Origin of the sequence: Aphanothece stagnina RSMan2012, assembly GCF_046764815.1 — a bacterium.
GTDB lineage: Bacteria > Cyanobacteriota > Cyanobacteriia > PCC-6307 > Cyanobiaceae > NIES-981.
The window spans coordinates 24,652-33,945 of sequence record NZ_JBKOUC010000021.1 but is presented as its reverse complement, the minus strand read 5'-3'; the positions used below and the strand labels follow the sequence as shown (position 1 = coordinate 33,945).

General features: G+C 71.0%; 11 protein-coding genes. 6 read left to right on the top strand and 5 right to left on the bottom strand.

The window, feature by feature from the left end:
• Position 1: 1 nt before the first annotated feature.
• Positions 2–742 carry a global nitrogen regulator NtcA gene (gene ntcA, locus ACLNEE_RS13280; RefSeq protein WP_411422125.1) on the bottom strand — a complete coding sequence of 247 codons (741 nt, stop codon included), beginning with the start codon at positions 740–742 and terminating at the stop codon, positions 2–4.
• A gap of 209 nt (positions 743–951) precedes the next feature.
• Here ntcA and ACLNEE_RS13275 point away from each other — a divergent pair, with 209 nt between their 5' ends.
• Both ACLNEE_RS13275 and dcd read left to right on the top strand, forming a co-directional pair.
• Entirely contained in the window at positions 952–1,581 is a 630-nt protein-coding gene (locus tag ACLNEE_RS13275; RefSeq protein ID WP_411422126.1) for a cob(I)yrinic acid a,c-diamide adenosyltransferase, read from the top strand.
• Between the two features lie 11 nt (positions 1,582–1,592).
• Complete coding sequence (dcd, locus tag ACLNEE_RS13270; protein ID WP_411422127.1) at positions 1,593–2,186, top strand: dCTP deaminase; 594 nt, start codon at positions 1,593–1,595, stop codon at positions 2,184–2,186.
• On the opposite strand, the gene thyX is transcribed toward dcd, so the two are convergent.
• Complete coding sequence (gene thyX, locus ACLNEE_RS13265) at positions 2,187–2,912, bottom strand: FAD-dependent thymidylate synthase (RefSeq protein ID WP_411422128.1); 726 nt, start codon at positions 2,910–2,912, stop codon at positions 2,187–2,189.
• Positions 2,913–2,919: 7 nt separating this feature from the next.
• Positions 2,920–3,483 carry a thioredoxin domain-containing protein gene (locus tag ACLNEE_RS13260; protein WP_411422129.1) on the bottom strand — a complete coding sequence of 188 codons (564 nt, stop codon included), beginning with the start codon at positions 3,481–3,483 and terminating at the stop codon, positions 2,920–2,922.
• 78 nt (positions 3,484–3,561) lie between these two features.
• Between ACLNEE_RS13260 and ACLNEE_RS13255 the strand changes: the two genes are divergently transcribed.
• Both ACLNEE_RS13255 and ACLNEE_RS13250 read left to right on the top strand, forming a co-directional pair.
• Positions 3,562–3,975 carry an NIL domain-containing protein gene (locus ACLNEE_RS13255; protein ID WP_411422130.1) on the top strand — a complete coding sequence of 138 codons (414 nt, stop codon included), beginning with the start codon at positions 3,562–3,564 and terminating at the stop codon, positions 3,973–3,975.
• Positions 3,975–4,451 (top strand): hypothetical protein, encoded by a 477-nt coding sequence (locus ACLNEE_RS13250; RefSeq protein WP_412007215.1) that lies wholly within the window; start codon positions 3,975–3,977, stop codon positions 4,449–4,451. The genes ACLNEE_RS13255 and ACLNEE_RS13250 overlap by 1 nt, the downstream gene beginning before the upstream one ends.
• Here the strand turns inward: ACLNEE_RS13250 and ACLNEE_RS13245 are convergent.
• A complete protein-coding gene (locus ACLNEE_RS13245) occupies positions 4,448–6,451 on the bottom strand; it encodes a transglycosylase SLT domain-containing protein (protein ID WP_411422132.1) in 2,004 nt (667 codons plus the stop codon). The genes ACLNEE_RS13250 and ACLNEE_RS13245 overlap by 4 nt on opposite strands.
• Positions 6,452–6,478: 27 nt before the next feature.
• On the opposite strand from ACLNEE_RS13245, the gene ACLNEE_RS13240 reads away from it, so the two are divergent.
• Together ACLNEE_RS13240 and glmM are read left to right on the top strand one after the other, a co-directional pair.
• On the top strand, positions 6,479–6,715 hold the full coding sequence (locus tag ACLNEE_RS13240; RefSeq protein WP_411422133.1) for a hypothetical protein: 237 nt from the start codon (positions 6,479–6,481) through the stop codon (positions 6,713–6,715).
• 116 nt (positions 6,716–6,831) lie between these two features.
• Entirely contained in the window at positions 6,832–8,220 is a 1,389-nt protein-coding gene (glmM, locus tag ACLNEE_RS13235) for a phosphoglucosamine mutase (protein ID WP_411422134.1), read from the top strand.
• Positions 8,221–8,287: 67 nt separating this feature from the next.
• Here glmM and ACLNEE_RS13230 read toward each other — a convergent pair whose 3' ends face one another.
• Positions 8,288–9,289 carry an N-acetylglucosamine kinase gene (locus tag ACLNEE_RS13230; protein ID WP_411422135.1) on the bottom strand — a complete coding sequence of 334 codons (1,002 nt, stop codon included), beginning with the start codon at positions 9,287–9,289 and terminating at the stop codon, positions 8,288–8,290.
• Positions 9,290–9,294 lie beyond the last annotated feature (5 nt).

The following is a 9,294-nucleotide window of genomic DNA, read 5'->3' as shown; positions in this document are numbered from 1 at the left end:
GTCAGCTGAAACGCTTGGCCAGGGCGATGGGGTCGAACACGGTGATCTTCTTGCGATCGATCTGAACGAGTCCCTCGTTGCGCAGATCACCCAGGAGCCGGGTGATGGTCACCCGGGTGGAGCCGATCGCTTCGGCGATCGCCTGGTGGGAGAGGCGCAGGTCGATGGTGATCCCTTCGGTGCTGGGGACCCCGAAGTCCCGGCAGAGCACCAGCAGGAAACTCACCAGCCGGGAGCTCATGTCCCGGTGGGTCAGGGTCTCGATCATGGTCTCCGTCTGGAGGATCCGTGAGGAGAGACCCTGAAGCAGCAACAGCCCCACGCTGGCGTCCTGCTCGATCGCCTTGCGCACCGAGGTGGCCGGTGCGCTGAGCAGCTCGACCCGGGTGAAGGCGATGGCGTGGTAGAAGCGATCGGAACGTTGACCGGTGAGCAGGGAGAGCACGCCGAACAGGCTGTTCTCCCGCAGCAGCGCCACCGTGATCTCCTCGCCCGATTCATAGACCCGCGACAGACGCACCGCGCCGCGCCGCAGCAGGTAGACGCGTTCCGCCGGATCGCCGGGGAAAAAGATCGTCTTGCCCCGCTCGATGGTCTCGACATTGCTGCCGCCCAGACCGCGGATCACCTCCAGCAGGGTGTGGCTGCCCTGGCCGGCCGTGCCGAGGCCGGTCACAACCCCGGGGGCCCCGCCGCTCGGTGTGTTGGCGGTCCTGCTGAATCCGCGTGGGGCGCCAACCATGGAGAGGGGCAGGCAGTTGGGCGGACCCTATAGATCAGCGGGGGCTCTCCCTGTAACAACGGGCACGCTTTGCGGCGCGCTGTCCCGCCCGCCGGTGGGCGGGCCGCGTCGAGGCCGTGGGCAGTACGGATGTATCCACCAGGGATGGTGTCCATCGCTTGGAATCCGGCTCGATCCCGCTACATTCAGTCCTGCGTCGTTGCGCATCCATGACCGTCAGTCTCCCGACCAGCTCCGGTCCTGGCAGCGTGGCCAGGTCGGGTGGTGCCGGGTTGCGGCGTGCCCAGCGCCACGAGGTGTTCCCTGCCCAGGCGCTCGAGACGGCCCCTGCGGCTGTGCCCCTGCGGCTGGTGCCGCAGCCGGAGGGCTTGCTGCAGGTGCACACCGCGCCCTTCCGGGGCAGTGTGGGGTCCGTGCTGAGCCAGGCCCTGCGCAGCGCCGGGCTCGGCAGCCGGGTGCTCATCACCCAGCTGCTCAAGGGAGGGGTCGCCCAGGGGCTGGAGGCGAGCCCCTGGCTCTGTGGCCGGCTCCAGTGGCTGCGCCCCGCCGTTCCGAGCTGTCTGGCCGAGCCGGCCACCGACCATCCGGACGAGGTGTGTGCGGCGGTTCAGGAGGTCTGGGAGTACAGCCGGCTGTGCCTGCTCGAAGGCGGAGTGGACCTGATGGTGCTCGATGAACTCGGCCTGGCTGTCGAGCTGGGCTATCTCCCCCTGGCCGAGGTTCTGGGGGTGCTGGAGCAGCGGCCGGCCCATCTGGATGTCATCCTGACGGGACCCTCGATGGGGCCTGAACTCATGGCGATGGCCGATCAGGTCACCCAGCTCCGTCGCGGCGTCTAGGCCGGCTTCCGATGCTCAAGAACGACCGTTGGATCAAGGAACAGGCTGCCGCCGGCATGCTCGATCCTTTCCAGTCCTCGCTGGTGCGCCATCTGGATCCGGACAGCGCCGGCCGTCCCGTGCTGAGCTTCGGCTGTTCCTCCTACGGCTATGACCTGCGGCTCTCGCCCCAGGAATTCCTGATCTTCCGCCACGTGCCCGGCACGGTGATGAACCCCAAGCGGTTCAATCCGGCGAACCTCGAGCCTGTGCCCCTGCGGGATGATGAGGACGGCAGCTATTTCATCCTGCCGGCCCATTCCTATGGCCTCGGGGTGGCTCTGGAGCGGATGCGAGTCCCTTCCAACATCACGGTGATCTGTCTCGGCAAAAGCACCTACGCCCGTCTCGGGATCATCGTCAACACCACGCCGGCGGAAGCCAGCTGGGAGGGACACCTGACCCTGGAGTTCAGCAATTCCTCCGGGGCCGACTGCCGGATCTATGCCAATGAGGGGATCTGCCAGCTGCTCTTCTTCGAGGGCGATCCCTGTGACACCACCTACCGGGACCGGGCGGGCAAGTACCAGCATCAACCCGAGCGGGTGACCCTGGCGAAGGTCTGATCAGGGCGCCAGCCGCGCCTTGTGCAGACGGGTCCGTTCGTACCACTCGGCGAACTGGGGTGTCCAGGCCTGGAGATGGGGCCACATCAGGTCACAGAGTTCCCTGATCTCCTGCTGGGCGTCGAGTTTGGCGCGCAGGTCGAGGAAGTGCAGAAAGGCGCGCAGGGTGAAGCTCACCACGAAGTGCTGCCGGTAATCGAACGGCAGGATGCCGCGGGCGTGCTCCTCGGCGAACCCGGCCGCGAGCAGATCGCGATAGCGACAGGCGGCCTGTCTGCAGTGGTCCAGATCGAGGGCCCGCTGGTCGGCGCTGTACGCATATTTCTTGCCCTGCCGATCCGCATAGGTGCCTTCGGGACGCAGGTAGAACACCTCTTCGAGATCCAGCTCGCCGGTGGCGGCCCGGCAGATGCGCTCCCCCGTGTAGCGCATCGACTGCACGTCGAAGCTCACGCCCACCCGGTGGGTGCGGGCCTGTTGCATCACCGAGTGGGGGAACCAGCCGACGTTGAGCACGATCTGGGCATGTTCGAGGGGGCCGTAGTGGCCCCGCTCACCGGCGAGCAACCGCTTCACGCAGATCTCTCCGGCCCTCTGTTCATCCGGCCAGTCGTCCCGTTCGCCAGCGACGAAGCCCTCGCTGTAGTCCTGGTGCATCCCGGCATAGACGCATTGCTGGGGGTTGGGCGTGGCGGCGATCAGGGCCACCCGGAAGCGGGAATCCATGCTGGCCTCAGCCGTGGCTGCGGGGTCCGGCCATCGTGGCAGGCGCGGCGCCGGCGATCTCGGCCGCACCATCCAGCCGGCTCACCGCGCCCACGCCCGGCAGGCTGGGGAGGGGCACGCCGTTGACCAGGGCCTCGGCGAGGGCCGTCAGGTCGGTGCGGCTGCGGGCCCCGATCGAGCGACCGACCGGGGTTCCATCCCCGCCGAACAGTTCCAGTTGCGGAATGCCATTCACCTCGAACCGCTCCAGTTCGGGATGCCAGCGCGGGTTGTCGACGTTCAGGAGCACGACGTCGAGGCGGCCGTGGTAGTCGGCCTCCAGCGTCTGCATGGCGGGGGCCATGGCGCGGCAGGCCTCACACCAGTCGGCGTAGAACTCCACCAGGGTCGGCCGACCGTTGGTCAGGGCCACGGAGAGCTCGGGCGAGCGACGGGCCAGGGCCTCGAGGGGGGCCTGGGGTTGCAGCCCGCCCCGCAGCCACAGCACCGCCGCCGTGAGCAGCGCGGCGATCACCAGCAGGGCCAGCCGCTCCCGCTGGCCAGGGCCGGGTGAACCGGAGGAACCGCTCATCGTGGATAGTGTTGGTGGGGACGGCCCCAGACGTGGTGCACTCTGCCAGCCCTGCCAGCCCAGCCAGCCTCCTGACCCGTGAAGCGGCGCCTCACTCTCCACTTCCCCCGCGAGGCGGTGCATCAGCCGATCACCTACCGCCTGGCCGTGGACTTCGACATCGCGGCCAAGATTCTCCGCGCCCAGATCGCCCCCAACCAGAGCGGCACCATGGTGGTCGAGCTCTCCGGGGACATTGACGAGCTGGAGGCGGCAGAGAGCTGGCTCGAAAGCCAGGGCCTCGCCCTCAACCGGGCGCCGGGACAGATCGCGGTCGATCGTGACCGCTGCGTGGACTGCGGCATCTGCTCGAGCGTCTGCCCCAGCGGCGCCCTGGGTTTCACGGCCCCGGCCTGGAAGCTGCACTTCGAGGCTCCCCGCTGCCTCGTCTGCGAGCAGTGCATCCCCAGCTGTCCGCTGGAGGCGATCAGCCTGGTGCTCGATCAGCCGTGATGGCCCTGCTCCGCCTGCTGCTGCTGCCCTTCCGCGCCCCCATGCTGCTGCTGCTGGCGGCCGTGTCGGTCTACGAAGGGATGCAGTGGAGCCGGCCAGCCTCGGCCGCAGCGGCCGAACTGGCGCAGCTCTCCAGCCTGTTCTGGTCGCTTGACCTGCTGCACGCCCTGCTGGTGGTGGTCGTCTGCACCCTGTTCGACCTGCTGCTCAAGCAGCTGGCCAACCTGATGGCCGCGAGTCGGGTGGTCAGCCTGGTGGTCACCCTGCTGCTGGTCACGGTGGGCGGTCTGTACCTCCTCGACCTCAAAGTGCTGACCAACCTGTTGATCCTGGCCTGTGCGGTGCTGCTCGCGCGCCTGGATCTGGCCCGTGTCCGCGTCTCTCCGCCACCGCTGGTGCTCGCGGTGTCCATGTCCACCCTGGTGCTGCTGGGTGCCGGTTTCGGTCGCTGGCTGGCCTGGGAGGCCTCCGGCTAGCGGCACAGCGGCAGCCGGGGTTCCTGGAAGCTCCACAGGTTGCCCAGAACCTTCTTGACGTACAGGCGCGTCTCCGGGTACGGAATCGCCTCCACCCACAGTTCCGGGGTCACCTGCAGCAGCGGGCTGATCCATCCCTCCACCGCCCCGGCCCCAGCGTTGTAGCTGGCGGTCATCAGCAGGGGATTGCCCTCCCAGCGGTCGAGCAGCTGCCTCAGGTAGCGGGCACCCAGGCTGGCGTTGCGCTGAGGGTCGGTGAGGGCCTCGTCCGGCAGGGGGGCGCCCGCCAGCTCGGCGGCGGTTTCCGGCATCAGCTGCAGCAGCCCGGTGGCCCCCACCGGCGATCGCACCGCGGCACTGAAGCGCGATTCCTGCTTGGCCACGGCGGCCAGCAACGTCGCCGGCAACCTGGCGGCCCGGGCCGCCAGGTTGAGTTCGTCCGTGAAGGCGGGCTCGTCCAGACTGCGCTCGAGGGTCAGGATCTGCGGGCACTGACCCGTGGGCAGCCGCAGGCTGGCCTGCTCCAGCTGCTCCAGGCCCATCCAGTGATCGCCGACCCCACGGCGCAGCCGGCCCTCCACCAGCAGCTGAGCGGGGTCTGGGGTGGCGGGTTCGCCGCGGAGATGGCGCCACTGTTCCCACGCCTCCAGGGTCTGGCCGAGGCGCCAGAGCCGATCAAGATCCTGGCGGCCGCTGTCCAGGGGGTGCCATGGAGGCGGAACCAGGCCCGGGGCGGTGTCCGGATCGAGGTCGATGTCGTCGCGGCCGAGCCTGACGGCCGCTCGCCAGCCGTAGTAGCCGCCGGGATGGTTGGCCAGGAGCTCGGCCCAGCCCGCCTTGGCCTGGGCCTGGTCCCCCAGTTGCCACTGGCTCAGGGACAACCAGAATCGCCGCCGGGCCTCCAGGGGGCCGGGCAGCGTGACCCCATCGAGGGCGGAGGTTCCCAGCAGGGCGGCGGCCCCGCGCCAGTCCTGGGAGAGCAGGGCCTGACGAGCCAGCTGCCACTGGAGCTCCCAGCTGGCCGGATCGTCCTGCCAGCGCCGCATCACCATCAGGGCTGCGGAGGGTTGTCCCAGCACGAGGGCCCGGCGGGCCTGGACCGGGGCACTGTCCTGGAGGGCCGCGGGCAGCTCCTCCAGGGCCGCCAGGCTGGTCGGGGTGTCACTGTCGGCCAGCCAATGTGCCGCCTCGGCGGCTTCGGGGCTGGTCGGCCAGGTCTGGGCCAGGCTCAGCATCCGCGCTTCGGCCTGGAGGCCGCGCTCCCCGCCGCGTCCCAGGCTGCGGGCGATGGCCAGCTGGGTGGATGGGCTGGGTGGGATCGTGTCGAGGCAGGCCAGGGCGGCTTTGCTGTCGCCCAGCTGGGCGAGGCCCCGGGCGAGCAGGTTTCGCTCGTCGGGGTTGCCTGGGCGCTCGGCAGGGTTGCAGCGCGCTTCGATCACCGCCTTGGCTCCCGGCCAGCGCACCCCCCAGCGGGCCAGGTGAAGGGCCCCATCCCGGCCGCCGGCCTCCACGGCGGCGGCCAGGGCGGCCGGGTGGGCTGGGAAGCGTCGCAGCAGCTGGCTTCTGCGTTCCGGCTGCTGGCGGCCGAGGGCGTAGAGGGCGTCGGCGCTGGCAGGACTGCCCGGGAAACGCCTGAGCAGCTGGCGCCAGCGGCGATCGCTGCCCTGGCGGTCGCCGCGCTGGGCTGCGGCCTGGGCATCACGCTTCAGCACCACGGCCGCCAGGGGATCCCGTCCCCAGGCCTGGTTGCGCAGCAGCTGGCCGGCCCGGACCGGATCCCCACCGCCGGGCTGGCGATCGAGGTCGGCCAGCAACAGCAGCGCGGCTTCCCGGCGCCGCATGGGATCGGGGTCGAACCGCTGCAGGCGCTCCAGCGTCCCCAGCGGGGTCCCCGGGTCCGGCAGCGGCCGTTGTTGCAGCAGCTGCCGCCCGCCCAGCAGGGCGGCACCGCTGCCCAGGCAGGTCAGGGCCAGAAGCCAGGCAAGGGAACGCACGAACATGGCCGCGGGGTCGTGGGCATTCTGGGGATGGTTTCCCCCTGCTCTTCGGTGCGGCTGCCTTCCCTCCCCCCACTGCTCTCCAGCCTGCCCGGCGCCACCCAGCGCCTGCGGGCGCTTCGGGTCTGGGCTGCGGCGGGAGCGGTGATGCTCCTGCGGCCGTTCTGGCCGCTCAGCCTGCTGCCCGGCTGGGTGGTGGGGGCGCTGCTGCTCTGGGCGGTGTTCGAGCTGGTGGTCTGGATCTGGTGGCCGCGGCGCTGGCAGTGAGTCCGCCCGGGGGGAGGGCCGTCAGGGCTGGCGGGGGGTGCGGGCCAGCCGATGGCGATCCGGATCCCGGCACCACCCGCCGCTCGGCCTAACCTTCCGGCTTCCGGAGCGCGGCGATGGTCGAGCTGGTCCACCATCCTCTCGGTCGTCCCCTGGGGGAGGGGTGGGCAAGCTTCGGCACCGATGGCATCCGCGGTCGGGTCGGCTCCCAGGTCACCCCTGCCCTGGCCCTGCAGCTGGGCTACTGGAGCGGCCAGGTCCTGCCCCGGGAGGGGGCCGTGGTGATCGGCATGGACAGCCGCAGCAGCGGTCCGATGCTGGCGGCGGCCCTCACGGCCGGTCTGACGGCCGCCGGTCGTGAGGTCTGGCAGCTCGGCCTGTGCCCCACCCCCGCGGTTCCGGGTGTGATCCGTCGGCTGGGGGCGGCCGGAGGCCTGATGGTCTCGGCCAGCCACAACCCCCCCCATGACAACGGCATCAAGCTGTTCGGCGCCTCCGGTGCCAAGCTCAGCCGCGAGCAGCAGCAGGCCATCGAGGCGGGTCTGGCGGGCCGGGAACCCGTCGCTGCCTTCAGCGGGGCCGGCACCTCGCGGCAGCGGACCGACCTGATGGCGGACTACCGCAGCAGCCTGGTGGCCAGTGTCGACGGGCGCCGGCTCGATGGCTGCAGGATCGTTCTCGACCTCTGCCACGGTTCGGCCACGGCCTGCGGCGAAGCCGTCTTCCGGGAGCTCGGGGCGGATGTCACCGTGCTCCATGGCCAGCCCGACGGCGAGCGGATCAACGTGGGCTGCGGCAGCACCCATCTCGAACCCCTCAGGCAGGCCGTGCTGCAGTCCGGGGCGGCGATGGGTTTCGGCTTCGATGGGGATGCCGACCGCATGCTGGCCGTCGACGCCCGGGGCCGCGTCGTGGACGGTGACCAGATCCTCTACCTCTGGGGCACGGCCCTGCTGCAGGCGGGCCATCTCCCGGAGCGCCGCATCGTCGCCACCGTGATGTCCAATCTCGGCTTCGAGCGGGCCTGGCAGGCCAAGGGCGGCCTGCTGGAGCGGACGGCCGTCGGCGACCAGTACGTCCACCAGGCGATGGAGGCACTCGGGGCCGCTCTGGGCGGGGAGCAGTCGGGTCACATCCTCTCGGCCCGCCATGGCATGAGCGGCGATGGCCTGCTCACGGCTCTGCAGGTCGCCACCCTTCTCCATGCCGAGGGCAGCAGCCTGGCCGACTGGCTCGACACGAGCTTCCGGCCCTACCCCCAGGTGCTGGTGAACGTGACGGTGCCGGACCGCCAGCGTCGTCAGCAGTGGCAGGCGTGCGACCCGCTGCGCCGGGCCGTGGAGGAGGCTGAAACCGCGATGATGGGCCAGGGTCGCGTGCTGGTGCGGGCCAGCGGTACCGAACCCCTGCTGCGGGTGATGGTGGAGGCTTCGGAGCAGGCCGCGGTGGACCACTGGTCCTCCTGCCTGGCGAAGGCAGCCGAGCAGCACCTCAACGCGGCCTGAGCGCGATCTGGCTGAACGCGATCCGGCTGAAGGCGATCTCGCTGAACGGGGTCTAGCTGATCGGGATCTAGCTGAGCGAGTTGCGACCCTCTGGGGCGCCTGCTCCCGGGGGCGGTCGCAGCAGTTCCGCGGCCATCGTCAGGGCGCCTGCACAGGCATCCCCCGCCGGCACGGCGAGGCTGGCCCCCGGTAGCCTCTGCCCCAGGGCCTCCTCCAGCCGGCGCCGCAGTGCCGGCAGATGCTCCAGGGCGCCGCCCATCGGCCAGATCAACGGACAGCTCAGCTCCAGCTCGCGGCAGATGGTGACGGCCATGGCGGCCAGCGCCGCGGCGTTGTGGGCCACGATCCCCCGGGCCTCCGGATCTCCGGCTTCGGCGGCAGCCACCACCAGCGGGGCCAGCCGGGCGAACCCGGCCGGGCCGAAGTCCGGCTGCACCACGAGGGCCTTGAGCGCCTGGGCCGCGCCGGGGGCGTGGCTGTCGATCCCCAGCTGCTGCCAGAGCCTCTGCCGCAGCCCGCTCTCCGGTCGTCGACCATCGGCCATCTCCAGGGACCGGGCCAGCCCATCGCGGCCGATGTCCATGGCGGAGCCGGCGCCATCCAGCAGCCAGCCCCAGCCGGCGCAGCGATGCTCCCTCCCCAGGCGGTTGCGCCCCACGGCGATGGTGCCGGTGCCGCTGATCAGCACCAGACCCTCGCCGTGGCTGCCCATGGCACCCCGCAGGGCGGTGCGTTCATCTCCGGTGACCGCCACCCGGGCCAGGGGCAGCTGCAGGGTGGCGGCGGCGAGCTGGCGTCCCCGCTGCTGCACGGGGGTGCCCACCTCGATGCCGCTGGCGCCGATCGCGGCGGCGTCAAGGCGGAGAGGTGCCGGCAGCCCGGCGGCGGCCCCCGCCTGCGCGAGGCTCTGCCGCAGGGCGTCCCCGAACGCCTGCTCGCCTCCTGGAGCAGCCAGGTGGCGCACACCGGGGCCCTCCCCTTCCGCGAGCACCGTCCCCTCCCTGACCAGCCGGCAGGTGGTGTGGGTCTGGCCGGCATCAAAGCCGGCGATCAGGGCAGGGCCGCTCACGTGGT

Excerpts from the sequence above, each read along its gene's own strand:
- ACLNEE_RS13260 (WP_411422129.1), bottom strand. The coding sequence starts at position 3,483 with ATGAGCGGTTCCTCCGGTTCACCCGGCCCTGGCCAGCGGGAGCGGCTG.
- thyX (WP_411422128.1), bottom strand. The coding sequence starts at position 2,912 with ATGGATTCCCGCTTCCGGGTGGCCCTGATCGCCGCCACGCCCAACCCC.
- ACLNEE_RS13250 (WP_412007215.1), top strand. The coding sequence starts at position 3,975 with ATGGCCCTGCTCCGCCTGCTGCTGCTGCCCTTCCGCGCCCCCATGCTG.
- ACLNEE_RS13240 (WP_411422133.1), top strand. The coding sequence starts at position 6,479 with ATGGTTTCCCCCTGCTCTTCGGTGCGGCTGCCTTCCCTCCCCCCACTG.
- ntcA (WP_411422125.1), bottom strand. The coding sequence starts at position 742 with ATGGTTGGCGCCCCACGCGGATTCAGCAGGACCGCCAACACACCGAGC.
- dcd (WP_411422127.1), top strand. The coding sequence starts at position 1,593 with ATGCTCAAGAACGACCGTTGGATCAAGGAACAGGCTGCCGCCGGCATG.
- ACLNEE_RS13275 (WP_411422126.1), top strand. The coding sequence starts at position 952 with ATGACCGTCAGTCTCCCGACCAGCTCCGGTCCTGGCAGCGTGGCCAGG.
- glmM (WP_411422134.1), top strand. The coding sequence starts at position 6,832 with ATGGTCGAGCTGGTCCACCATCCTCTCGGTCGTCCCCTGGGGGAGGGG.
- ACLNEE_RS13245 (WP_411422132.1), bottom strand. The coding sequence starts at position 6,451 with ATGTTCGTGCGTTCCCTTGCCTGGCTTCTGGCCCTGACCTGCCTGGGC.